At 64.1% G+C, this 24,001-nt stretch carries 19 protein-coding genes; 4 read left to right on the top strand and 15 right to left on the bottom strand.

What is annotated here, in order from left to right:
* Nucleotides 1-3: 3 nt before the first annotated feature.
* From HELO_RS03765 to HELO_RS03725, 9 genes are all read right to left on the bottom strand, one after another.
* Entirely contained in the window at nucleotides 4-1,986 is a 1,983-nt protein-coding gene (locus HELO_RS03765) for a sensor domain-containing diguanylate cyclase (RefSeq protein ID WP_232519615.1), read from the bottom strand.
* A gap of 228 nt (nucleotides 1,987-2,214) precedes the next feature.
* Nucleotides 2,215-3,258, bottom strand: a complete 1,044-nt coding sequence (locus tag HELO_RS03760) for a hypothetical protein (RefSeq protein WP_041601891.1) — start codon at nucleotides 3,256-3,258, stop codon at nucleotides 2,215-2,217.
* 100 nt (nucleotides 3,259-3,358) lie between these two features.
* Complete coding sequence (locus tag HELO_RS03755; RefSeq protein WP_013331460.1) at nucleotides 3,359-4,459, bottom strand: porin; 1,101 nt, start codon at nucleotides 4,457-4,459, stop codon at nucleotides 3,359-3,361.
* Nucleotides 4,460-4,860: 401 nt separating this feature from the next.
* Nucleotides 4,861-5,943 (bottom strand): ProQ/FINO family protein, encoded by a 1,083-nt coding sequence (locus tag HELO_RS03750; protein WP_223248559.1) that lies wholly within the window; start codon nucleotides 5,941-5,943, stop codon nucleotides 4,861-4,863.
* 65 nt (nucleotides 5,944-6,008) lie between these two features.
* Entirely contained in the window at nucleotides 6,009-6,548 is a 540-nt protein-coding gene (locus tag HELO_RS03745; protein ID WP_013331458.1) for a dihydrofolate reductase, read from the bottom strand.
* Nucleotides 6,545-7,399, bottom strand: a complete 855-nt coding sequence (locus HELO_RS03740; protein ID WP_013331457.1) for a thymidylate synthase — start codon at nucleotides 7,397-7,399, stop codon at nucleotides 6,545-6,547. The genes HELO_RS03745 and HELO_RS03740 overlap by 4 nt, the downstream gene beginning before the upstream one ends.
* A 277-nt stretch (nucleotides 7,400-7,676) precedes the next feature.
* The gene (gene lgt, locus HELO_RS03735) at nucleotides 7,677-8,456 is read right to left on the bottom strand and encodes a prolipoprotein diacylglyceryl transferase (protein WP_013331456.1); all 780 of its coding nucleotides are present in this window, start codon (nucleotides 8,454-8,456) and stop codon (nucleotides 7,677-7,679) included.
* Between the two features lie 114 nt (nucleotides 8,457-8,570).
* The gene (locus HELO_RS03730) at nucleotides 8,571-9,365 is read right to left on the bottom strand and encodes a sulfite exporter TauE/SafE family protein (protein ID WP_013331455.1); all 795 of its coding nucleotides are present in this window, start codon (nucleotides 9,363-9,365) and stop codon (nucleotides 8,571-8,573) included.
* Nucleotides 9,365-10,453 carry a response regulator gene (locus HELO_RS03725; protein ID WP_013331454.1) on the bottom strand — a complete coding sequence of 363 codons (1,089 nt, stop codon included), beginning with the start codon at nucleotides 10,451-10,453 and terminating at the stop codon, nucleotides 9,365-9,367. Before HELO_RS03725 ends, HELO_RS03730 begins: the two co-directional genes overlap by 1 nt.
* Nucleotides 10,454-10,560: 107 nt before the next feature.
* Here HELO_RS03725 and HELO_RS03720 point away from each other — a divergent pair, with 107 nt between their 5' ends.
* Nucleotides 10,561-11,325: an NRDE family protein gene (locus tag HELO_RS03720; protein ID WP_041601889.1), complete on the top strand. Its 765-nt coding sequence runs from the start codon at nucleotides 10,561-10,563 to the stop codon at nucleotides 11,323-11,325.
* Between the two features lie 27 nt (nucleotides 11,326-11,352).
* Here the strand turns inward: HELO_RS03720 and ptsP are convergent, their stop codons facing one another.
* On the bottom strand, nucleotides 11,353-13,614 hold the full coding sequence (gene ptsP, locus HELO_RS03715) for a phosphoenolpyruvate--protein phosphotransferase (RefSeq protein WP_013331452.1): 2,262 nt from the start codon (nucleotides 13,612-13,614) through the stop codon (nucleotides 11,353-11,355).
* Between the two features lie 77 nt (nucleotides 13,615-13,691).
* Nucleotides 13,692-14,186, bottom strand: a complete 495-nt coding sequence (locus HELO_RS03710) for an RNA pyrophosphohydrolase (protein WP_013331451.1) — start codon at nucleotides 14,184-14,186, stop codon at nucleotides 13,692-13,694.
* A 160-nt stretch (nucleotides 14,187-14,346) separates the two neighbouring features.
* Between HELO_RS03710 and HELO_RS03705 the strand changes: the two genes are divergently transcribed.
* Nucleotides 14,347-15,003, top strand: coding sequence for a histidinol-phosphatase (locus HELO_RS03705; RefSeq protein WP_013331450.1), 657 nt, complete (start codon nucleotides 14,347-14,349; stop codon nucleotides 15,001-15,003).
* 298 nt (nucleotides 15,004-15,301) lie between these two features.
* Here HELO_RS03705 and HELO_RS03700 read toward each other — a convergent pair whose 3' ends face one another.
* On the bottom strand, nucleotides 15,302-16,276 hold the full coding sequence (locus tag HELO_RS03700) for a malate dehydrogenase (RefSeq protein ID WP_013331449.1): 975 nt from the start codon (nucleotides 16,274-16,276) through the stop codon (nucleotides 15,302-15,304).
* Between the two features lie 487 nt (nucleotides 16,277-16,763).
* Between HELO_RS03700 and HELO_RS03695 the strand changes: the two genes are divergently transcribed.
* A complete protein-coding gene (locus HELO_RS03695; RefSeq protein ID WP_013331448.1) occupies nucleotides 16,764-17,870 on the top strand; it encodes an efflux RND transporter periplasmic adaptor subunit in 1,107 nt (368 codons plus the stop codon).
* Between the two features lies 1 nt (nucleotide 17,871).
* Entirely contained in the window at nucleotides 17,872-20,940 is a 3,069-nt protein-coding gene (locus tag HELO_RS03690; RefSeq protein WP_013331447.1) for an efflux RND transporter permease subunit, read from the top strand.
* Nucleotides 20,941-21,092: 152 nt separating this feature from the next.
* Here HELO_RS03690 and rsd read toward each other — a convergent pair whose 3' ends face one another.
* The 3 genes from rsd to gshA form a co-directional block, all read right to left on the bottom strand.
* On the bottom strand, nucleotides 21,093-21,608 hold the full coding sequence (gene rsd / locus HELO_RS03685; RefSeq protein ID WP_013331446.1) for a sigma D regulator: 516 nt from the start codon (nucleotides 21,606-21,608) through the stop codon (nucleotides 21,093-21,095).
* A 63-nt stretch (nucleotides 21,609-21,671) separates the two neighbouring features.
* Entirely contained in the window at nucleotides 21,672-22,223 is a 552-nt protein-coding gene (locus tag HELO_RS03680; RefSeq protein WP_013331445.1) for a disulfide bond formation protein B, read from the bottom strand.
* Complete coding sequence (gshA, locus tag HELO_RS03675) at nucleotides 22,220-23,851, bottom strand: glutamate--cysteine ligase (RefSeq protein ID WP_013331444.1); 1,632 nt, start codon at nucleotides 23,849-23,851, stop codon at nucleotides 22,220-22,222. The genes HELO_RS03680 and gshA overlap by 4 nt, the downstream gene beginning before the upstream one ends.
* Nucleotides 23,852-24,001 lie beyond the last annotated feature (150 nt).

Below are 24,001 nucleotides of genomic sequence, written 5' to 3'. Positions count from 1 at the left end.
CCTTCACGCTTCCCCATGCATGACCACTCGATCGCGTCCCATGCGCTTGGCGCGATAGCTGGCGGCATCTGCCCGTTGCATCACACTTTCGATGCGCTGATCGCCACGCTCGAAGCAGGTCACGCCCAGGCTCAGGGTCACGCTGAATACCCGGCCCCCATGGACGACTTGCAGTTCGCGAATCGTCTCGCGAAGCGATTCGGCAATATCCTGCGCCCGCTCGAAGGTACAACTCGGCAACAACACCGCGAATTCGTCACCACCCTGGCGAGCGGTATGATCGCTGCGACGCACCGTCCGCGAGAGTGCCCGAGCGACCTGGCACAGCATCTCGTCACCCAGGGCATGGCCACCGAGGTCATTGATCGGCTTGAAACGGTCCAGGTCGAAGATCAGCAGTACCGAAGGCGTACCAGTCTTGCGCCAGTCGGCTAGCGCCTCTTCCAGACGACGCTCCAGGCCGCGACGATTGAGCAGGCCGGTCAGCGGGTCATGTTCCGCCTCCCATTGGCGCAGCGCCTCTTCCTCGCGCCGCTCGGTGATATCCTTCACCGTGCCCACGAAACCGAGGTGGGTATCGCCGGAAACGACCCGCCTGGCATGCACTTCGAACCAGAGCATCTCGCCATCCCGGCGATGGAAACGATACTGCTGGAGAAAATCGTCACCGCTATCCAGGCTGTATTGCCAGAGGTCCAGCACCGACTGCCGGTCATCGACATGGATGCGCTCTCTCCATGTCAAGGGCAGATGATCCTCCGCATCATGACCGCTCAGCTCGACAAGAGCCGGATTGACGTAGGTTACCTCGCCGTCGCGATCGGTCACGAAGATACCGACCGGCGACGAGGACAGCGTGGCGTCCAGAAAGGCCTGGCGCTCCTGCAGCCGGGAAATCGCGTGCTCTCGCTCCACCTCTACCCGATTGAAGGTTCGCGCCACACGCTGCAGTTCCTGCATCCGTGTCGTCAGGGCCACTCGGGAGCGCAGCCCACGCCCGACTTCATCAATCTGCGTCTCCAGCCGATAGAGCGGCCGCAATGCCAACCAGACCAGCCATCCCATGACCGGTATCAACAGGCTGGCAACCAGTAACGCCCACCAACCCAGCCGGCTCACCCACTCCCTCAGAGGCGCCATGACCTGTGACCTGGGCAGGATGACGCCGACGATCCAGTTCGCTGGCCATATCTGGCGATACGCCTGATAGGCCATATCACCGCCGAACATGGTGCCCAGCGCTTCGCCTTCCCAGCCATACAGCGCCAGATTCACCCATGGATTGTCCTGTGGGTCAGGAACGGTATCGAGTACCAGCGAATCATCGGAATGATAAAGGACCTGGCCGGATGACGTGACGACGACGGCGCCGCCCTGAGCTCCCAGACGAATGCGATTCAAGCGGTTGAAGAGCCCCCCTCCGTGGACCTTGACGATACCGCCCACCAATCCCCGAAAGGCGCCGCTCTCATCCAGGCGAGGCACCATGAACATCACCAGAGGAACATCACTGGCCCGTCCATGGAAAGGCTCGCTGACATGCGGTCGCTTGAAGGCCCTGACATGCTGGAAGTATTCACGGTCCCCGATATTCAGCCCAACCCGACGATCGAGCTTCGGCCAGTCGGAGACGACACGCCCCTCGGCATCGATGACTACCAGGCCATCGAACCATTCGAGGAGCGCATCGCTCCGGCGCAGGGTATCGCGCCCCCCACCCTCGGAGTCTGCCTCATCCAATCGGGCCGCCAGGCGTTCCAGCGCCGACAGCCGCGAATCCACCTGCTGGGCCAGCTCATCGGCGATCAGCCGAACTTCATAGCGCAAGTGGGTACGACTGGACTCACCGACCAGCGTCTCGCCGGAACGCCAGCCAAGGCCCAGCAGCAAGGCCACGACCACTCCCCAGGTCACGAACAAGCCCAGCAGCAGCCGTCCTGTGAGTGACAAGGCTCCGTGAAGGTAACGGGAGAATCGCGTCGGCACCTCACCTCCTCTCAACGACAAGGGCCTTCTCGGGCATGCCAGGCAGATAGCATGACAGATCGTTCGCCACCTGCCGTCCAACGGGCTGGCAACCCATCAGGCCGGCAGGCCGTCACCTTCTCCCATGCAGTGCCAAGTCAAGACGTACCGGGAAACCTGGCCCCGTTCCTGGATCGGAGTACCGATGCACGACTCCGGTGGACGTCCGTCCGGGGCCCTGGCCGTCGATCAGCGCCGGTCGAGCTGCTCCACCTTCAACTCGTAGTTGTTGACGCCGGAATGTGCCGAGCCGAACTTCTGACCCTGCACCCGAATGCTATAGCGCCCCGGCTCGAGCACGGTCTGCATGTCGACATCGCCATCGAAGCCTGCCCCGGCGCCTTCGGCCACGACACGGCCGGAGTCATCCAGCACATCCAGGGTGATCCGATAGGTATCCTCGAAACCAGCCGGATAGGTGGAAGTGGTGATGGCAATCGTGCCGCGCTCGGCGACATCGAAGGTCAGCACCTCGCCCCGGGCACGGATCTTCACATCGGTGACGATGGTCTCGAAGCCTTCCTGCTCGGATGCTTCCTGTTGTGTCTCGGCAGTCTCGGGCGTCGCTTCGTCATGCTCCTGCGCACCAGCAGCAGCGGCCCCTGCTGCCGCACCGGTCGCTGCCGCGGCACCGCTCGCCGCGCCGTCATTGCCGGCACGAACCGTGGCCACGGCATCGTCGCCACGCACGAATACCGACCTGCCCCCTTTGCGGTTCTCGCCGACGAACTGAATATTACCGCCATCATCGACGGCGTTCTCGATACGCTGTCCCCGCTCATCCAGCCCCGCCACCTTGATGGAGTAGGCATCACCGGCCTTGCCTCGGGTACCAGGGCGCTGAGCCTCGACGCGCAGCACATAGTCGCCGGGCTCCAGCTCTGTCTGGAGTTGCAGACCACCGTTGTGCCCCTGTGCCTGGGAACGCGCCAGCTCCCGACCCTGGCTGTCCAGCAGCACCGCGGCGATACGGTAGTCGTTGGAATACCCTCCGGTCACATCACTGGTGAACCGATAGGTGCCGGCCTGTTCCACGGTAAAGTCGTGCTCGTTGACGCCACCGAACAGGAAGCTACGGCTATAGGCATCGGTCTCCGCCTGGAAAAAGCCGGTCAGATCCATGCCTTTTCCCGATTCCCGGAACCTGTCCTGCGTCTCGCTGGCTACCACCGGCACAGCCACAAGGCTCAACCCCAGGGCCAGCAAACCCGCAGTTACGATCGGCTGTTTCATGGAACCTCGCTTGCATCATTCTCGCCAATGAAAAAAGCCGACCCCGGGGGATCGGCTTTCGTTTTGCAACCCTTCGGGCAGGTTACCCTGCAGCCGGGGTTTAGAACATGTAGGTCACACCGGCAGCAACACCGTCGCCTTCGTCGTCTTCACGATCGTAGAAGGCAGCTTCGACCCAAGTGTACATGGCATCGGAGATGTTGTAGGTACCGCCGATGATGAACTCGTTGTAGGTGTCATCGCCACGATCCGAAGCGGTATCGCTCGGGGAATCGCCGCTGGTCGCATCGTCAACGACATTGCCGAAGGTGTCACCACCGACGTCGACGTACTGGTAGGCGCCGTAGATGTCACCATAGCCGTAGCCATAGCGGGCACCCAGGCCATAGAAGTTGACCGAATCGACATTATCGAGATCGGAATCGAAACGCTCGTACTTGAGCGCGACGCGCAGGCTGTTCCACTGGTACTGACCAGTCACGCCATAGCGATCACCGAACTCCTGCTTGTTGTCCACGCCAGTCTGCGTCACCTCGTAGTTATCGAGGTTGTCGTACGTGGCGGCCACGGAGAAGTTGCCGGCGGTGTACTTGGCGCCACCGAAGACGGAAGCGTTACCACGGCTGGTGACGTTCTCTTCTTCCATGTCACCCTTGTACTGGGTGCCGATGGCCAGCTCCAGGCCATTGAAAGACGGAGAGACATAGGTCAGCTGATCGGTCTCGACCTCGCCACCGACAGCAACGACAGAGGAACCGCTACCGCTGGTGTCGCTGACGTCGAAATACTCGTTGTTGGTGATGGGATCCTGGATCCAGTCATCCATCAGAGTATCGTAGGAGCCCAGCTTGACGTCACCGAAGTTGCCCTTCAGGCCGACATAAGCGGTATCACCGGCATCACGACCGGCCGTCTTCATCTCGTCGGCTTTGAAGTCGTCGAATTCGATCTTCATGTAGCCGGTCAGGCCATCATAGATGACATGCTCGGCAGCGAAGCCGATGGTGGAGCCATTATCGAAGACGTCGTTCTGAGTTTCGATATTGCCGTTGTCGTTCTCGGCCTCGATGTTACGGAAACCGATCTGGACGTTACCGTAGATGTCGAGCTTGGTGCCGTCCTGGTTATAGACGGTGGCAGCCTGGGCGCCGGAGGCAGCCATGGCACCGGCGATGGCAGTCGCTAACAGTGTCTTTTTCATTGCAATCTTCCTTATGACTAGCTTGCTGTTTCGATCGTTGCTGCTCTAGCAGCCGGCTTGCCTGTCAGGTGCCGGTCCTCGTTGCTGCTCTACTCCCTCCCGGAAGGTGGCAGCGTGAGCCAGACCACGGCCAAGCCTTGTTATAATCCAATGCTCGCAGGGGCAACTCTATACCGGGAATCTCGATAGCGCAACAAGAAAAAACACTGTTTTCCTTCATTGCGCAGCCAAGTTACCGCACCTTGCCCCATGATGACAGCCGGACACCGTCTCGACGGGCCTGCCGTCGCTACCGGGACTGCCCTTGCGGTTCGCCCCATCGGCATGGTCCGGCTCATCATGCACCGCTGATATGACGCTTTCAAGTCAATCGAAAGGTGAAATAAGCCTCATGCACGCACTCAACGCGGGTTATGACGCGCCACCAGCTCCCCCAGCTTGCGCTGCAGGCGACTATCGGCGGGCTCGTCGTCACGTCCGCCGGCCTCCTTTTGCGGGGCCGATACCTGCTGACTCCGTTCCTCCTGCCGAGCGTCGCTTGCTGCATCCTCGCCACGCGGCCCTTTCGCAGGTGGTCTGCGACGGGCAGGCTTCGCGCCCTTGCGACGCCCGGACTGCAGCCGATCGAGTTTCTTGCGGGCATGTTCGGCAGCACCCGCGTCGACTTCCCCTGCGGGCGCGCCGTTCAGGTCGATGCGCTCGGCACCCTCGCGCACGGCCTTGAGATAACGTGGCAGGTTCACGTAGCAGGCGAGCGCACGCCGCACCAGCTTTTCGGGCCAGGGCTCGTGCTCGGCGAGCGCCTCGTGGATCCCGACCTGGAGCGGCCGCGTGTGCCCCTTGAAGAAGGCATTCGGGTAACGTTGGTACCACTGCTCGAGCAGCGCCTGGGGAGATGGCGCCTCGTCAATGCTCGGCAACTCGTCCTGCCGCCCCGACGCTTCCGCCGTATCAGCGGCCGGTGTCGCCTCGGCGGGCCCGGTCGCCGGGGACTCCCCTGAAGCGGGCTCGTCAGCCGGCGTTTCGCTGTCCCGATGACGATGCCCGATCAGAGCCGAAAGCCCCTGCGCGGGCCGCCCGCGCCGCGAGAAGACCGAAGCGGTCTCCCCTTCGGCCGGCACCTCGCGATCTTCCCTCAGATGGCGGTTATGGGCCTCGAGCTCGCGATTCTGTTCGTCGAGTTCGCGGTTCTCCTCGAGCAGTTCCAGGCAGGATGCCTCGGCGTCGGCCAGGCGTCGCTCCAGTTCTGCCACGCGCCGTTCCAACGACTCGCGCTCGGCGCCACCTTCCCGGGCCTCGGCCGCCAGTTCGGCGTTGCGCGCCTCCAGCGACTGCCGCTGACGTTCCAGCTCGTCGAGCCTTGAGGACATCGCCTCTCGCTGAACGCGAGCCTCCCGCAGCGCTTCCAGCAAGGTCTCGGCGCGCCCCTCTAGCGCCACCATCAGGCGCGTTGAGCGTTCCTCGATCAAGTCCTGATCCTCCAAGTGCGCCTTCCCGAAAACGCCGGGCGACGGCAAGCGGCGCGCCGGCGTCATCCTGACAGTCTGTGTCAGTCGTCTGTCTCTGGCAAACCCCGACGTCGATACGACACGAAATCATAGGCCGGCTGCCCTTCGCCGGGCGAGCCGGGCACACGCTGCAGTTCCTCCCATTCCGCCATGTCCAGTGCCGGGAAATGCGCGTCGCCGTCCAGCTCGACCGCCACCTCGGTGAGATAGAGCCGACTGGCATGCGCCAGCGCCTGGGCATAGATCTGGGCACCGCCCATCACCATGATCTCGTCGACCCCATCGATGGTCGCCTGCTGATCCGCCAGTGTCAGTGCCGAAGCCAGATCATGGCAGACCTTCACGCCCTCGGGCTGAAAGCCAGTATCTCGAGTGACCACGATATTGAGCCGGCCGGGTAACGGCCGGCCGATCGATTCGAAGGTCTTGCGCCCCATCACCAGCGGCTTGGCCTGGGTCATGTGCTTGAAGAACTTGAGATCCTCGGGCAGGTACCAGGGCAACTGGTTGTCAACGCCGATCACCCGATTGCTCGACATGGCGGCGATCATCGCCACCGGCACCAGGGTCGTATCGATCATACGGCCACCTCCGCCTTGATATGGGGATGCGGGTCATAATCCTCGATGGCGATATGCTCGAAGCGGAAGGCGAAGAGGTCATCGACGCTCGGGTCGAGCGTCAGCCGCGGCGCGGGCCTGGGTGTCCGTGTCAGTTGAAGCTCGGCCTGCTCGAGATGATTGAGATACAGATGGGCATCGCCGAAGGTATGCACGAAATCCCCCGGTTCCAGGCCAGCCACCTGGGCGATCATCCGCGTCAGCAGCGCATAGCTGGCGATGTTGAAGGGTACCCCGAGGAAGATATCGGCGCTGCGCTGATAGAGCTGGCAGGACAGGCGCCCTTCGGCCACGTAGAACTGGAACAGGCAGTGACAAGGTGGCAGCGCCATTTCATCGACCAGGGCGGGGTTCCAGGCCGACACGATCAGCCGCCGCGACTGAGGGTTGCGCCGCAGCTGCTCGAGCAGGCCGGCGATCTGGTCCACGTGGCCGCCTCGCGGATCCGGCCAGCTACGCCACTGATAGCCGTACACCGGCCCCAGGTCACCGTTCTCGTCGGCCCACTCGTCCCAGATCCTCACCCCGTTTTCCTTGAGGTAGGCGATGTTGGTGTCACCGGCCAGGAACCACAACAACTCATGAATGATCGAGCGCAGGTGCAGCTTCTTGGTGGTGATCAGCGGAAAGCCTCGCGAGAGATCGAAGCGCATCTGATGGCCGAACAGCGAGCGGGTACCCACGCCGGTACGGTCATCACGCTCGACACCGTGCTCGAGCACGGTGCGCATCAGGTCGAGATAGGGCTGTTCCAATGGAGGGAGTGTATCGGCTGTCACGGCATCGTCGCAGCAGGGAAATGGGACACTCATTCTACACAGAGGCCAACGTCGTCGTAAGCCGGAAGACAGTATGAACCCAAGGCTATCGCAGATGCGGGTATCACTCGGGCCAAATCGTCGACAAGCCTCCGAGGAGGCGCTGTAAATACCTACCTGTACGCTACCGACGCCCTTCCTGGCGTCGGACCTCCTCTTCGGCTTGACCCCGACACCCCTCGTCAGGCTTAAACCTGAGCATGAATTCCAGCGTCATGGGGTCAAGGGGTTGCTTCCAGCTTAAAGCTTACAGCTCCGGGCGAAGCCCGGTTCAAGGCGTCGGCTGGCGACGCGACCATCCCATCAGCAGCAGGCCCGCGAGTATCATCGGCAGCGACAGCAGCATGCCCATGGTCAGCCAGTCGAAGGCGATGAAGCCAAGCTGTGGGTCCGGGCGCCGCACGAACTCGACCGCGAAACGGAACACGCCGTAGAGCACCAGAAAGAGCCCCGACACAAAGCCACGCCGGCGTGGTTGGGCCGATACCCACCACATCACGACGAACAGCACCAGCCCTTCCAGCAGCGCCTCGTAGAGCGACGAAGGATGACGCGGCTCGGGGCCCATTCCCGGAAAGGGCATGCCCCAGGGCAGATCGGTCAGGCGACCGGGCAGTTCATGGTTGATGAAGTTGCCGATACGCCCGGCTCCCAGGCCGATGGGCACCAGAGGGGCGACGAAATCGGTCAATGTGAAGAAGGCCAGCCCCTTGCGACGAGCAAAGATCCAGGATGCCAGCAGCACACCGAGCAACCCGCCATGGAAGCTCATGCCGCCATCCCAGACACGCAGAATCCAGAGCGGATCGGCCAGCCATTGGTCCAAACCGTAGAAGAGCGCATAGCCCAGGCGACCGCCCAGCACCACCCCGAGCGCGCCATAGAACAACAGATCCCCCACATCGTCTCGCGTCAGTCCGATGCGCTCGGCGCGCTGCCTCCCCAGCCACCAGGCCGCGATGAAACCGATCACGTACATCAGGCCATACCAATGCACCTGGAAAGGCCCCAGGGAAACAGCAACGGGGTCGATGGAGGGATAAGTCAGCATGGAATCCTCGGAAAAAAAGAGAAAGACGGGAGACAGAAGCCGTAAGCCGGAATGCTGCCACCAAGCAGGCCAACGGAAAGGGGTTTCTTAAAACTTACAGCTTATGACTTATAGCTATAAAAGAAACTTCAACCCGACCCCCGTCAACAGGACGGCAAAGGCCAGGCGCAGCAGCCGGGCGGGCAGACGATGCGCCAGCCAGACGCCGAGACGCGCGCAGGGCACACTCGCCAGCACGATGCCGAGAAAAGCTGGCCACATGACATAACCGAGCGCCCCCGGTGGCAATCCCGGGGCCTGCCAGCCCACGACGATGAACGTCGCCGTGCCGAACAGGGCGATCGGCAGCCCACAGACAGAGGACGTCCCTACCGCCTGGGTCATCGTCGCCCCGCTTCGAGACAGCCAGGGCACGCTCAAGGTTCCCCCGCCGATACCGAAAAGCGCCGATACCGCACCGATCACGCCGCCGGCCAGCATCATGGCACTCCGCCCGGGCGCCAGGCCACCGGGCCTGGGACGCAGGCCCAGCAGCATCCGGGCCGCCACCAGCAGCATGAAGATGCCGAACAACATGCCGAGCAGACCGCCCGACAGATTGCCGGCCACGAACACGCCGGCAATGGCACCCAGCATCAGACCGGGCAACAAGGCCAGGAACCATGCCCAATGCACGCTCCCCCGCCGATAATGCCCCCAGGCCGAGGAGGCCCCGGTCACCACGATGGTCGCCAGAGAGGTTCCCACCGCGAGATGCATGCTGACCTCGGGCGCCACGCCCTGCAGGTCGAAGGCGAACACCAGGGCCGGCACGATGATCAGCCCCCCGCCGATACCGAACAGTCCCGCCAGCGTGCCCGCGATACCGCCCAGCGCCAGATAGCCAAGCCACAATGCCAGGATGCTCACTACCGATCCCCATCTTCCGCCAGTGCGCCGGGCAGCCAGTGGCGTACGGTTTCCAGCAGGTCCTGCGGGCGATAGGGCTTGGCCAGATAGTCGTCCATCCCGGCCTGTTCGAAACGCTGACGGTCGGCCTCTCCGGTATTGGCGGTCAACGCCACCACCACGCTGCGCGAGCGTTCCGGCATTGCGGCTTCCCTTTCACGCCAGAGACGGCATGTCTCGACGCCATCCATGTCGGCCATGAAGATATCCATGAAGATCAGGTCGACCGACATCTCTCCCAGCCGCTGCAGGGCCTCCGCCCCGCTCGACGCGGTGACGACCTCGAGCCCCTGGCGCTCCAGCACCTGCCGCGCCAGCATCAGATTGACCGGTCCATCATCGACGATCAGCACCCGGGCACTCGCCTCGCCCTGAGGGGAAGGCGACTCATCGAGCGTTTCCAGCAACGCCAGGGCATCGGCCAATTGTTCACGCAAGGTCTCGACGGCCTCCGAGCGCCGGGCGCCGTCGTCCAGCGTCTCCTCCAGCGCCGTCAAGGATGGCATCAACGTCTGTTGCAAATGGGCAAGATAATCGGACTTGAGTCGCGAGGCCTCCCTGGCTCGCTCACGTTCGGCCTCCAGGCGCTCCACCCGGCCGCGCTGCGACTGCAGTTCTTCGGCCAGGTGACGCTCCGACTGGCGAGTCCGGGTCATGTCCTGCTGCCACTGCTCGATCAGCCCCTCGACGGCCGCCACCATGTCATCGAGTCGCGTCACCGGCGAACGCGACGTATCGTGGGGCACGACGGTGGAATCGGCATGGCGCACCAGGCAATCGGCCAGGTTGGCGAGACGCGTCTCGATGTCGTGCTCGCAGCGACGCAGACGCTGTTTCAACAGCATCAGGAAGACGGCCACATTGAGACCGCCTCCCAGCAGCAGTGCCAGCAGCAGCCAGAAGGCCATGCTCCAGGAGGACTGGGATGGCATCAGCCACCAGTAGATCAGGCCCACCGCCAGCAGCAGCAGCTGGGCGATCAGTACCGGCCAGAGAATGGGGGTAACCAGCCGTGACCAGAAGCGTTCCTTGCGTGCTTCGACTCGCATGATCATCCCTGTGACGGGTCGATGATGAGGAAGGAGTGTACGCCGGGAAAACGCCCCTGTCATGGCTGCGCTTTCCAGCACGCCGTGGGCGGGTTACGCTCACGGCCATGTGCCTGATCGCCTTCGACTTCCGTCCCTCGAGCACGGTGCCACTACGCCTGGTGGCCAACCGCGACGAATTTCACGCCCGTCCGACAGCAGCGCTCGGTGCCTGGGAAGACGCCCCCAAGATCATCGGCGGTCGCGACCTGGCTGCCGGCGGGGGCTGGCTGGCGATGCACGAGAATGGCCGCTTCGCCGCCGTGACCAACGTGCGCGACCCTCGCCTCGAAGCGGCGGCAGACGCTCCCAGTCGCGGCGCCCTGGTACGCACTGCCCTGGAGTGTGACGACCTGTCGGGCTGGCTCGCCAGCCTGGCCGAGGGAGACGCCTTCCGCTATGCCGGCTTCAACCTGCTGGCAGGCGACGGGCAACGCCTCTGGCACCTGCATCGAGGCCGGGACACCCTCACCCTGGCCGCTGTCGCCCCGGGGTTGCACGGGCTGTCCAACGCCACCCTCGACACGCCCTGGCCCAAACTGCTCGGCGCGCGCCAAGGGCTCGCCGCCAGCCTGCGCGCCCGATGGCCCGAGGATGCCCTGGCCGCCTTTGCCGACACCCGCCAGGCGAGCGACGATCGACTCCCCGACACCGGTGTGGAGCTCGAACTGGAGCGACGCCTATCGGCGCCTTTCATCATCGGCAGCGACTACGGCACGCGAGCCACCACCTGGCTCGAATGGCACAGCAACGGTCGTTTCGACATCGGCGAGCGGCGCTTCGGCCCACAGGGCATCGCGCTGGGAGAAAGCCGGCTCTCTCGGACACCATGAATCACGGCCCGTGAGCGCCGCGTCAATTCAATCTTTCGGCGGCAGCAGGTGACCCAGTTGCCACTCTCCCATGCGGTCGTCCAGATGACGACGCACCGCCAGGGGGCAGTCCAGGAGCAGGGTGTCCTCGACCAGCTGCTGCGCCGCCTCCAGAGACACCCGCCTGACGGCGGCTCTCACCTTGGGCAGGCTGGGCGCGTTCATCGAAAGCGCCTCGAAGCCCATGCCCATCAGCAGCAGCGCGCCCGCCGGATCACCGGCCAGCTCACCGCACACCGACGCCGGCACCCCTAGCTCCCGGGACTCCACCGCCAGCCGCGACAGGGCGGACAGCACGGCAGGGTGGCAAGCATCATAGAGCTCCGCCACCCGTGGGTTGTTGCGATCGACCGCCAGCAGGTACTGGGTCAGGTCGTTGCTGCCCACCGAGAAGAAGTCGACGCGTCTGGCCAGTGCTTCGAGCTGATAGAGCGTGGCCGGCACCTCGATCATCACGCCGACCCTGGGCCTGGCCACCGACACGCCCTCCTCGCCGAGTTCGCTGATGGCGCGCTCCAGTAACCGCAAGGCGTCGTCGACCTCGCTGACATTGGTCACCATCGGCAACAGGACCTGGAGATTGTCGAGCCCCTGGGAGGCACGCAACATCGCCCGCAACTGCACCATCAGGACTTCCGGATGATCCAGGGTCACCCGGATGCCCCGCCATCCCAGGAAGGGGTTGGCCTCATCGATGGGGAAATAGGGCAGGTCCTTGTCGCCGCCGATATCCAGCGTCCTCATCACCACCGGCAGGGGTGCGAATCCCTCGAGCTGCTCGCGGTACAGCCGCGTCTGCTCCTGTTCCCCCGGGAAACGCTCGGTGATCATGAAGGGCACTTCGGTACGGTACAGCCCCACGCCACCGATGCGAGCCTTCAGCGACGCCACCGCATCCACCGCCAGGCCGGTGTTGACCATCAGCGGCATGTCATGCCCATCGGGCGTGCGGCTCGGCTGATCCTGCTCATGCTCGAGCACTTCGGACAGCGCCTGCTCCTCGTCGATCATGCTCTGATAGCGGCTTTCCAGCTCCTCGCTGGGACGCACGAACAAGCGACCACGATGCCCGTCCAGTACCACTCGGGCACCATTGAGCCGAGGCAACGGCAGATCGACCATGCCCAGTACCGTGGGAATTCCCATGGCGCGCGCCACGATGGCCACATGGGAAGTGCTCGAGCCACGTACCGACACCAGGCCGGCCAGCCGATCCCGCGGCACCTCGCCGAGCATGGCGACACTGATCTCGTCGCCGACCAGGACAGTGTTCTCGGGGTAGACATCCGGCGTCGCGCTGGTGCCCTCCTGCAGGTGCGCCAGCACGCGGCGCCCGAGGTCACGAACGTCGGCGGCCCGCTCGCGCAGGTAATCGTCATCCACGCGTTCCAGGTACTGGACATGACGCCGCACCACATCGGCCAGCGCCCCCGGGGCCCATTGCCCCTCGCGAATCCGCTTGACCACCTCCTGGGAAAGCGCCGCCTCGCCAAGCATCTGCTGATAGACATCGAACAGCGCCAGCTCCTGGGAGGAAATGCGATTGGCCAGTCGCTCCCCGGCAGAGCGAATCTCGTCGCGGACCTTGCCGATGGCTTCCTTCAGGCGCTCGATCTCGTAGTCCACATCGGTGGGGATCAGATCCGGCACGCTATTGAGATCCGCCGGTGGCGCGATCACCACGGCTTCACCGATAGCCATGCCCGGCGAGGCCGCCACCCCGGTAAAGGTCGCCTGCCCGCCCGGCAGGGTCGGTCGACTCAGGCTGCCGGTGGCCAGGGCATGGGCCAGCACGCCGGCAAGCTGAGCCGCCATGGTGACCAGGAAGGCTTCATCGGCCTCGTCGTAGCGGCGCTTCTCGGATTGCTGCACGACCAGCACGCCCAGCATGCGCCGTTGATGAATGATCGGGACACCGAGAAAGCTCGAATAGCGCTCCTCGCCGGTGGCCTCGAAATAGCGGAAATGGGCGTGGGATTGGGCATCCTCGAGATTCAACGGCTCCTCGCGCTTGGCCACGAGCCCCACCAAGCCCTCGCCCACCGGCAAGGTCACCTGACCCACTGCCTGGGTGCGCAGGCCGATGGTTTCCATCAGCACCAGCCGATCGAGGTCGGCGTCGAAGAGGTAGAAGGAACACACGTCGGTACGCATGGCCTTGCGGATACGGCGCACCATGGTCGACAGGGCCGCGTCCAGGTTGCGAGCCCCATTGACCTCAAGGATGATGCGGCGCAACACCTCGAGCATCGGCGTCCTTCTCTCCATTGTTGTCTCTCGCCTCGCGGAGTATGGCACCGAGGGCACCCTCGGCTCGTCTGGGATCGTCAGCTGCGTTCGAGAGCCAGGCGCTGCGCTCTGGGCGACAGCTCGCGCAATGCACGACGATAGACCTCGCGCTTGAAGGGCACGACCTGCCCCAGGGGATACCAGTAGCTGACCCAGCGCCAGCCATCGAACTCTGGCTTGGCCGGACCGCTATCCATGCAGATCCGGTTATCCCGACAGCGGATCCGCAGCAGGAACCACTTTTGCTTCTGTCCGATGCACACCGGCCGGCAGTGTGTTCGCACCATGCGTCGCGGCAAGCGATAGCGAAGCCATCCCCGGGTACAGCCAAGCACCTCGACGTCGTCGGCCGTGAGGCCGATTTCCTCGTGCAACTCGCGAAACAGAGCCTGTTGCGGTGTCTCGTTCGACTTGATGCCTCCCTGGGGAAACTGCCACGCATTCTGCCCAACCCGACGCGCCCATAGCAGCTGCCCTCGGTCGTTGGTAATGATGATTCCAACGTTGGGGCGAAAGCCGTCTGCGTCGATCACGGGCTTCACCTTATGAATCCAGTATTGAAGTCATTCTTCCACAAGCGCGTGAAAGGGTTCAATACGGCGAATTGCCATGCTCGAATCCGCCTCTGACGTCTGACATAATCGGCGGCTCCGCCTCTCCCCCGACCATCTCCCGACCACCAAGAGGAATGCCGTGAGCCTCGCCATCTTCGACCTGGACAACACCTTGCTCTCGATCGACAGCGACCATGCCTGGGGCGAGTTCCTGCTCGAACAGGGCGCCGTGGACCCGGTCGCCTACAAACAGGCCAACGACCGCTTCATGGCCGACTACGAGGCCGGCACCCTCGACATGCACGCCTTCCTGGAAGTGGCCCTCAAGCCGCTGGCCGACAACACGCCGGAACAATTGGCGGCCTGGCACCAGCAATTCATGGCCAGCAAGATCGAGCCCAGCATCCTGCCCCGCGGCGAGGAACTGGTGGCCCGCCACCGGACACGTGGCGACACCCTGTTGATCATTACCGCCACCAATCGTTTCATCACCGGCCCGATCGCCAAGCGACTGGGGATCGACGACTTGATCGCCGTGGAGCCCGAGATGATCGACGGCCGCTATACCGGTCGGGTCAGCGGGATCCCGAGCTACCGGGAAGGCAAGGTCGAGCGCCTCGACGCATGGCTGGCGGATCGCGAGGAAACCCTGGACGACGCCTGGTTCTACAGCGACTCCCACAACGACCTGCCGCTGCTGGAAAAGGTCGACCACCCCGTGGCCGTGGACCCGGACGCGACCCTGCGCGAGACCGCCGAAGCGCGCGGCTGGCGAATCATCAGCCTGCGAGACTGAACCGGGCGACTCCCGGATCAGCGCTGCAAGCGAGAAGCTGTAAGCCGCAAGAACGGCGCTTTGCGCCTTGCAGAAAGACGTCACAAGAAAAAACCCCGAAGGCCGCAACCTTCGGGGTTTTTCGCTTCTTGCCAATGCCGTTCTGTAAACCACCAGGGATGTGCTGATTTATATCGCGAGCGACGAGAGGCTGGCCGCCGCCGGAACAGAAAAACCGCAGTTTACACGAGCGTAAATGAGGATTTTGAGTACCGCCGGTGGCCAGGATACCGAGCGCAGCAATAAATCAGGGCGTCCCTTAGCCAAGCAGATGCTCGACGGCATCCCGCTCCTCACGCAGCTCCTGCTCGGTGGCGTTCATGCGCTCGCGGCTGAAGTCGCCGATCTCCAGGTCCTGGACGATCTCGTACTGGCCGTTCTTGCAGACGACCGGGTAGGAATACATGATGCCCGGCTCGATGCCGTAGCTGCCATCGGCGGGGATTCCCATGCTGACGATGCCGTCGCTGCCCAGCGCCCAGTCACGCATGTGATCGATCGCCGCGGAGGCTGCGGAAGCGGCGGAAGATGCACCGCGCGCCTTGATGATGGCGGCGCCGCGCTGCTGCACGGTGGGGATGAAGTCGTTCTCGTACCAGGCCTGGTCGACCAGTTCGAGCGCCGGCTTGCCATCCACCTTGCAATGCGCCAGATCCGGATACTGGGTGGCACTGTGGTTGCCCCAGACGATCATCGACTCGACATCGGTGACATGCTTGCCGACTTTCTGGGCCAGCTGGGTCTTGGCGCGGTTGTGGTCCAGGCGCATCATTGCCGTGAACTGGCCGGCGTCCAGGTCGGGCGCGTTGCAGGAGGCGATCAGGGCATTGGTGTTGGCCGGGTTGCCCACCACCAGTACACGCACATCGCGGCTGGCATGGTCGTTCAGCGCCTTGCCCTGCACGGAGAAGATGGCCGCATTGGCCTCGAGCAGATCCTTGCGCTCCATGCCTGGACCGCGCGGACGGGCACCGACCAGCAGGGCAAAATCGGCATCCTTGAAGGCGACATTGGGATCGTCGGAGGCAACGATGTCCTGCACCAGCGGGAAGGCACAGTCGTTGAGCTCCATCACCACGCCATTGAGGGCGTCCATGGCCGGCGGGATCTCGAGCAGCTGCAGGATGACCGGCTGGTCCTTGCCCAGCATGTCGCCGGACGCGATGCGGAACGCCAGGGAATAGCTGATCTGACCTGCGGCACCGGTAATGGCTATACGGACGGGGTCTTTCATCGTGGCTCCTTCGGTTATCGCCGTGAGGATGAGCCAGACGGGCCAGTGACCCGCCTCGGCCGGGATTCGAACCGAGGAAATGGTATGCCTGCAGTGCACAAAACTCAATTCGACCTGAGACTAGGCACTGTCCGACAAGTGCCTACGCTCGATTATACGACGTTGAAAATCCGCTCAAATGCTCATTTACTCCTTGTAAACTCCGAATTTTGACTCGTGACATCCCTGTCACTCGCTCTTCGAGCAGCAGGGCTGCCCAAATCGCCAATCCTAGCGATTTGTCGCAAATTTTCGCCTTGTGACCCACATGGATGTGGGAAATGCGATGGCCCGTCGGGAACGGGCCTAGCCCTAACCTTCGCTCGCCGACTTTTCAGACAAGGCCTAGGCACCTCCACCGCGACAGAATTCTTCTCCTGCTTCCGCTATGCTGTGGGGATTTCATTCTCCGCTCATACAGTTACGTGACCCACCAGGGAAGGTCCGAATGCCACGCCGACGCCCCTCTACTTCTATCCTGCTGGCCATCGCGCTCGGCCTGGCCCTGTTGCTATGGCTCGCTTTCGGCGACATTTCGAGCTTCCGCGATGAACCGCCATCGGCAGCGGAGTCCGAAGCGCCTCCCCCGCCTCGCGTCGAGGTCGAGACGCATCATGCCGAGCCCTATGCACCAACACTCGTGGTACAGGGCCACCTCGAGGCATATCACGAACTCGAGCTGCGCGCCCGACTGTCCGGCCGGGTGGAAGCACTTCCGGTTCCGCAGGGCGGGCGCGTCGAGCGCGGCGACGAGTTGCTGAGGCTCGAACAAGACGCCCTGCCCGAGCGCCTGGAACAGGCCGAGGCGGAATTGGCCCTGGCTCGCGCCGAGCTGTCCGGTGCCCGTGGGTTGCGCGACCGCGAGCTCATCTCCAATCCCGAGTTCCTGCGTCGCCAGAGCGCGGTGAGCGCCGCCGCCGCCGAACTCGCCGACCTGCGCCGCCAGTTGGACGACACGCGCACCCAGGCGCCCTTCCCCGGCGTACTGGATCGGATCGACGTCGACCCGGGCGAGCTGCTGCAGGTCGGAGAGACCTGGGGGCGGCTGGTCGACGATTCACGGCTCACCGCCAAGGCCTGGGTCCCCCAGCGCAAGGCCCTGTCGCTGGAACCCGGCCTGCCCGCTCGGATACGTCTGCTCGATGGCTCGACCCTCGAGGGTGAACTCGACCATGTCGCCAGTCGCGCCGACGAGGCCACGCGCAGCTTCGCCATCGAGGTCACGCTGGACAACCCCGAGCACCGACGCCTGGCCGGTGCCAGCGCCACCGTCGAGCTGACGCTTCCATCACGTCGCGTGCATCGCCTGTCGTCGGCCCTGCTGGAGCTCGACGAGCAGGGCCAACTGGCGGTCAAGCACCTGGATCGCCAGGATCGAGTGGTCCGCGACACCGTCGAGCTGGTCAGCAGCAACGACCAGGAGGCCCGCGTCACGGGGCTGCCCGAGCAGATTCGCCTGATCACCCTGGGCGGCGGTTTCGTCGATCCCGGCGATGTCGTCACGCCGGTGCCCGCCGACGAAACCGAGACCGCGGCCGACATGGAGCGCCCCTGACATGCGCACTCTGATCTCGGCCGCCCTGGACCGCTCGCGGACCACCCTGCTGCTGCTGATCGCCCTGTTGCTGGCGGGGCTGGGCGCCTGGCAGGCGATCCCCAAGGAAGCCAATCCGGACATTCCCATTCCGATCATCTACGTCTCGATGACACTGGAAGGCGTCAGCCCGGAAGACGCCGAACGTCTGCTGGTCCGCCCCATGGAGCAGGAACTGCGCAGCATCGAGGGCCTGAGCAAGCTGACCGCCCAGGCCGGAGAAGGTCACGCCTCCCTGAACCTGGAATTCGACGCCGGCTTCGATCCCGCCCAGGCCCTCACCGACGTGCGCGAGCAAGTCGACATCGCCAAGGCCGACCTGCCCGACGAGGCCGAGGAACCCCGGGTCGTCGAGGTCAACGTCGGGCTCTTCCCGGTGCTCTCCATCGGCCTGTCAGGGCCCATCGAGGAAAGCCGTCGCGTGGCCGTGGCACGCCGACTGAAGGAAGAGATCGAAGGCATTCCCGAGGTCCTCGAGGTCGACATCGGCGGCGACCGGGAAAACCTGCTGGAAATCGTCGTCGACCCGCTGGTGCTGGACAGCTATGGCGTCGATTTCGAGACCCTGTTCAACCGCGTGAGTCGCAACAACCGGCTCGTGGCGGCGGGCAGCCTGGATACCGGCGCCGGTCGCCTGGCGCTCAAGGTGCCCGGCGTGATCGAAAAGCTCGAGGACGTGATGAAGATGCCGGTCAAGGTCGACGGCGACCGGGTGGTGACCTTCGGCGATGTCGGCTGGATTCACCCCACCTTCAAGGATCCTCAGGGCTTCGCCCGCATCGACGGCCAACCGGCCCTGGTGCTGGAGGTCGCCAAGCGTGCCGGCGCCAACATCATCGCCACCATCGAATCGGTGAACGAGCTGTTCGACGAGGCCGACGGCCTGCTGCCGGAGGGCCTCAAGGTCACCACCATCATGGACCAGTCCGAGATGGTCGAGTCGTTGCTGTCGGAACTGCTCAACAACGTCCTCACCGCAGTGGTGCTGGTGCTGATCGTCATTCTCGCCGCCATGGGGCTGCGCCCTGCCCTGATGGTGGGGCTGACCATCCCCGGCGCCTTTCTCACCGGCATTCTGTTGATCTGGGCGATCGGCTTCACCCTCAACATGGTGGTGCTGTTCGCCCTGATCCTGGTCGCCGGCATGCTGGTCGACGGTGCCATCGTCGTCAGCGAGCTGGCCGACCGTCACCTGCGTCAGGGCCAGGCGCCCCATGACGCCTGGATCAATGCCGCCAGCCGCATGAGCTGGCCGGTCATCGCCTCCACGGCCACGACCCTGGCGGTCTTCGTCCCCTTGCTGTTCTGGCCCGGCGTGGTGGGCGAGTTCATGAAATACCTGCCGGCCACGGTCATTCTCTGCCTGCTGGCCTCCCTGGCCATGGCCCTGGTCTTCCTGCCTACCCTGGGCGGCGTGTTCGGCGCCCGCAGCGGCCGGGCCTTGAGCGATACCGAGCTGATCACTTACGGCGGTCGCCTGTATCGCACCCTGCTGGCCCGGCTACTGACCCGGCCAGGCCTTACCCTGCTGGTCGCCCTGTTGTTGATGGCACTGACCTACACCGCCTACGCCCGCTTCAATCACGGCGTGGAATTCTTCCCCAGCGTGGAGCCCGACAGCGCCCAGATCCTCGTTCATTCCCGGGGCGACTTCTCCGCCCGGGAGAACGACGCCATCGTCCAACGGGTCGAGGCACGTCTCACCGACATGAGCGAGATCCAGGCCCTCTATGCCCGCTCCTTCGCCACCGGCAATCAGCAGCTCGGCGCCGATGTCATCGGCGTCCTGCAGTTCCAGTTGACCGACTGGCACGAACGACGGCCTGCCAGTGACATCCTCGCCGACATGGCCGAGCGCACGGCCGATATCCCGGGGATCGAGCTGGAATTCCGCGAACAGGAGCAAGGACCGGCCGCCGGCAAGCCCATCGTGCTGGAGGTCGGGGCCACCACGACCGAGCAGGCCGAACGCGCCGTGGCATCGCTGCGCCGGACCATGAACGAACTCGGCGGCTTCCGCGACATCGAGGACGACCGCAGCCTGCCCGGCGTGGAGTGGCGTGTCAGGGTCGATCGCGAAGCCGCCGCGCGCTTCGGCACCGATGTGACCACCATCGGCAGCGCCGTGCAATTGCTCACCAACGGCCTGCAGGTGGCCAGTTATCGCCCCGCCGGGGTCGATGACGAGGTCGATATTCGCGTCCGCCTGCCGGAGGATTCACGCACCCTGGATCAACTCGACCGACTGACGCTGAACACATCGCGCGGCCAGGTACCGATCTCGAACTTCGTCAGCATCGAGCCGGCCCCCAAGGTCAGTACCCTGCACCGCATCGATGGCCGTCGCGCCATCACCCTGGAAGCCGACGTCACGGAGGGCGAAAGCCCCGACGAGCGCCTTCGCGCCCTGACCGACGCCATGGAGGAACTGCCCGACGGCGTCAGCGTCCAGGTCGCCGGAGAGCAGGAAGATCAGCAGGAAGCCATGACGTTCCTGATGACCGCCTTTCTGGTCGCCGTCTGCCTGATGGCACTGATCCTGGTCACGCAGTTCAACAGCCTCTACCAGACGCTGCTGGTGCTCTCGGCCATCATCTTCTCCACCGCCGGCGTGCTGCTCGGCCTGCTGGTCAATGGACAGCCCTTCGGCATTGTCATGGTGGGGATGGGCATCATCGCCCTGGCCGGCATCGTGGTGAACAACAACATCGTGCTGATCGACACCTTCAACCAATTGCGGGCCGAGGGCCTGTCGCCGAGCGAGGCCGCACTCCAGGCGGGCGGACTGCGCCTGCGACCGGTATTGCTCACCGCCGTGACCACGGTACTCGGCCTGATGCCGATGGTGCTCGAGATCAACGTCGACCTCTTTGCCCCCCGGCTCGGCCTCGGTGCCCCCTCGACCCAATGGTGGGGCCAGCTCTCCAGCGCCATCGCCGGCGGCCTGACCTTCGCCACAGGACTGACGCTACTGCTGACGCCCTGCATGCTGGTGCTCGGACCAGGCAAGAGAACGAACCGTAAACCGTAAACCGTAAGCCGTAAGCCGTAAGCCGTAAGCCGTAAGCCGTAAGCCGTAAGCCGTAAGCCAGGATGCTGCCACCCGACAGGCCAAAGAGCAGGTTTTTTCTTAAAACTTACAGCTTATAGCTCCGGGCGAAGCCCGGGGCGTTCTTCAGCAGATCACACTCCCGGGGAGGAGGTGCCGGCGTGAAGTTCGGCGCTGGCAGCGTCGGGGGCATGGGCGGCGTGCAGACGACCGATCAGCCGGTCTTCCAGGGAGAAACGCTCGGTGAGCCCCTTCTGCAGTCGGTCGAGCCAGGCGGGCAGGCGGGCCATGTGGTATTCGCAGCGAGTGGCGCTGGCATAGTCTTCATCGAAGGCCAGCACCAGCTCGGTGGACATGTCGAGACGTTGCAGCAGGCTATCCGCCAACGCCAGGGCGGCGTTGTCGTCGAATGCCTCGGCCTCGGCACGCAGTTGAGGATAGACCTCGAAGTGGCCGGCACTGATGTAATCCATCAACAGTTCGCTGAAGGCATCGATGCGCGCCTTGTTCAGGGCTTCCAGATCGGCGTCGCAGGCATCCTGCAGCTCACGAAAATTCGTCAGCAACGCCCGCCGCTCGGCGAGCCAACGATCGATCAGTTGGTGAACGCCACCCCAGCGTTCCTGCGCATTCTTGCAGTCTTCCAGCATGGGTGTCTCCCTTGAATGGACCGCCGACCCTGAGCAACAGACTCACCCCTGCCGGGGGCACTGTCAATCCCGGCCAGGCACCCCCTGCCAACGATAGCCATGATCGCGACGCAGCGACCTGGCCAGAAGCCCCAGCGGTGCCAGCATCAGCACTACGAATCCAATCAACGTCCAGCCGGGCAATGAGAGCCCCAGCAGACTCGCACTGATCTCGGCGCACTCGCCGGAACCGGTCAGCACCGTGGCCAGCACCTCGCGCAGCGGCAGGATCTCCATCATGTAGTCCAGCCCCGGGCCACAGCTCGGCACCTGATCCGCCGGCAACGACTGCAGCCACAGGTGGCGACCGGCCAGACCGATACCGGTACCGACCGCGACCACGCCCAGCAGTCCGTAGATCGCCGCACCGGCACGTCCCTTCGGGTCATGCAAGGCGGCAATCGCGAACACCACGCCAGCGGCGATCACCGCCACCCGCTGGAAGATGCACAACGGACAGGGTTCCAGGCCCGCGCCATGCTCCAGCCCCAGTGCCACGGCCATCATCAGCACGCAGAAGGCCAGCCCCGCCAGGCTCCAGCGGCGCACGCTCCAGTTCTCGAGCTCCATGATCATGACTGGCCTCCCGCGGCCCGCAGTGGTGTCAGGGCCCGGGACTCCCGGGCCCGCTCGAAGTAATCGGCCAGGAAGTCGGCGAAGCTCTCGCTTTCCGCCGCCTCGATATCACCCTGCTGTTGATGGGAAGTGTCCACCAACTGGTCGAAGAGCGCCGAGCGGGCCGGCCCGATGGGTTCGTTGCGCAACCGCTCGGCCTGCTCCCGGGCCATTGCCATGATGGCATCGACGAACTCCTCGCCCTGCGTCTCCAGACGGTGCAGCAGACGGCCGGAAGGGGTCAGCGACGGATCATCGAGCCAGGGCGTCAATTCGGCCAGGGCCTCGGCATGCGGCGCGCCCTCCTCCAGGCGATCGAGCAGGGTGGCGACTTCGCGCAGCTCGGCGAAGATTTCATGCCCCCAGTCGGCGATGGAACGCTTGCGACCGTGATGGTCCAGGCGCAGCTCGGGGTCACGCCCCCGCGACACCACCAACCGGCGATTGTCGTCGAGATGCTCGCATTCCTCGTCGGTGATCCAGGGGCTTTCCGAAAGCAGGCACCACATCAGGAAGGTGTCGACGAAGCGGCTGCGAGTCGCATCGAAGCCCAGCGGATCGAAGGGATCGAGATCGAGACAACGCACTTCGATATATTCGACACCCCGCGCTTCCAGCGCCTGGCTCGGCGTCTCGTCGTGCCGCGCGACGCGCTTGGGGCGGATGTCGCTGTAATATTCGTTCTCGATCTGCAGGATGTTGGCATTGAGCTGTCGCCAGTCATCTTCGCCGTCACCCTTCACGCCGAGCGCGCCATAGTCGGGCCAGGGGGTCGAGATGGCGTGACGCAGAGTGTTGACGTAGTTGGACAGCGAGTTGAAACAGATCTTGAGCTGTTCCTGCACCTTGTTCTGGTAACCCAGATCGGACATGCGCAGGCTGGTCGCGTAGGGCGACACCAGTGTTTGCTCACCGTGGGGCTGCAAGCCTTCCGGCACGCGCCCGTCGGGTAGAAAACTGCGATCCACCGCCGGCGAGGCACCGAACAGGTAGAGCAACAGCCAGCTGTGACGACGGAAATTGCGGATCAGATCGAAGTAGCGCGACGAACGGAAGTCCTGCATGGAGGCCTGCTCATCGCCATCCAGGCTCTTGAGCAGCGACCAGAAGTCGTCCGGCAGGGAAACATTGTAGTGAACACCGGCAATGGCCTGCATGATGCGCCCATAACGCACATCCAGCCCCTTGCGGTAGACATGCTTCATCCTGCCCACGTTGGAGCGGCCGTAGTCGGCGATGGGAATGCTCTCGTTGCCGTCGAGCCGGGCCGGCATGCTGGCCGGCCAGATGAACTCGTTGTCCAGACGACGATAGCTGAACCGATGCAGGTCGGCGAGGAACGCCAGGGCATCCTCGGGCCGACTGTAGACCGGCGTGATGTACTCGAGCAGCGCCTCGGAATAATCCGTGGTGACATGCGGGTGCGTCAGCTTCGAGCCAAGCTCGGCGGGATGCGGCGTCTGGGCAATGCGACCGTCGGCGTCGACGCGTAGCCCCTCTTTTTCGATGCCACGGCGCAGGCGTCCGAAACGCCCCTGGCTGGCCGGCCCGCTGAGTCTTTCGATGAGGGTGGAGAGCGATTCGGACAAGATGACACCCCATGTCGTGGCAGCCGGCCGGGCGAACGACCGGCTTCCCGGTTATCGGTCGGGTACCGAGGCACCCATAGAATTCCAGATTATGGCGCCGAAAAACGGCGATTCAAGGTAATGGGCCGCGGGATTCGAGCGGCGAGCCAC

This window comes from Halomonas elongata DSM 2581, from assembly GCF_000196875.2.
GTDB classification, from domain to species: domain Bacteria; phylum Pseudomonadota; class Gammaproteobacteria; order Pseudomonadales; family Halomonadaceae; genus Halomonas; species Halomonas elongata.
The sequence above is the reverse complement of the archived record's forward strand: the minus strand, read 5'-3'. Positions and strand labels throughout refer to the sequence as shown.

Coding starts and splice junctions, on each gene's coding strand:
- HELO_RS03745 (WP_013331458.1), bottom strand. CDS start 6,548: ATGATCGATACGACCCTGGTGCCGGTGGCGATGATCGCCGCCATGTCG.
- HELO_RS03720 (WP_041601889.1), top strand. CDS start 10,561: ATGTGCCTGATCGCCTTCGACTTCCGTCCCTCGAGCACGGTGCCACTA.
- HELO_RS03680 (WP_013331445.1), bottom strand. CDS start 22,223: ATGATCATGGAGCTCGAGAACTGGAGCGTGCGCCGCTGGAGCCTGGCG.
- HELO_RS03700 (WP_013331449.1), bottom strand. CDS start 16,276: ATGAAAGACCCCGTCCGTATAGCCATTACCGGTGCCGCAGGTCAGATC.
- HELO_RS03740 (WP_013331457.1), bottom strand. CDS start 7,399: ATGAGTGTCCCATTTCCCTGCTGCGACGATGCCGTGACAGCCGATACA.
- HELO_RS03725 (WP_013331454.1), bottom strand. CDS start 10,453: ATGCGAGTCGAAGCACGCAAGGAACGCTTCTGGTCACGGCTGGTTACC.
- HELO_RS03755 (WP_013331460.1), bottom strand. CDS start 4,459: ATGAAAAAGACACTGTTAGCGACTGCCATCGCCGGTGCCATGGCTGCC.
- rsd (WP_013331446.1), bottom strand. CDS start 21,608: ATGCTGGAAGACTGCAAGAATGCGCAGGAACGCTGGGGTGGCGTTCAC.
- ptsP (WP_013331452.1), bottom strand. CDS start 13,614: ATGCTCGAGGTGTTGCGCCGCATCATCCTTGAGGTCAATGGGGCTCGC.
- HELO_RS03695 (WP_013331448.1), top strand. CDS start 16,764: ATGCCACGCCGACGCCCCTCTACTTCTATCCTGCTGGCCATCGCGCTC.
- HELO_RS03690 (WP_013331447.1), top strand. CDS start 17,872: ATGCGCACTCTGATCTCGGCCGCCCTGGACCGCTCGCGGACCACCCTG.
- lgt (WP_013331456.1), bottom strand. CDS start 8,456: ATGCTGACTTATCCCTCCATCGACCCCGTTGCTGTTTCCCTGGGGCCT.
- HELO_RS03760 (WP_041601891.1), bottom strand. CDS start 3,258: ATGAAACAGCCGATCGTAACTGCGGGTTTGCTGGCCCTGGGGTTGAGC.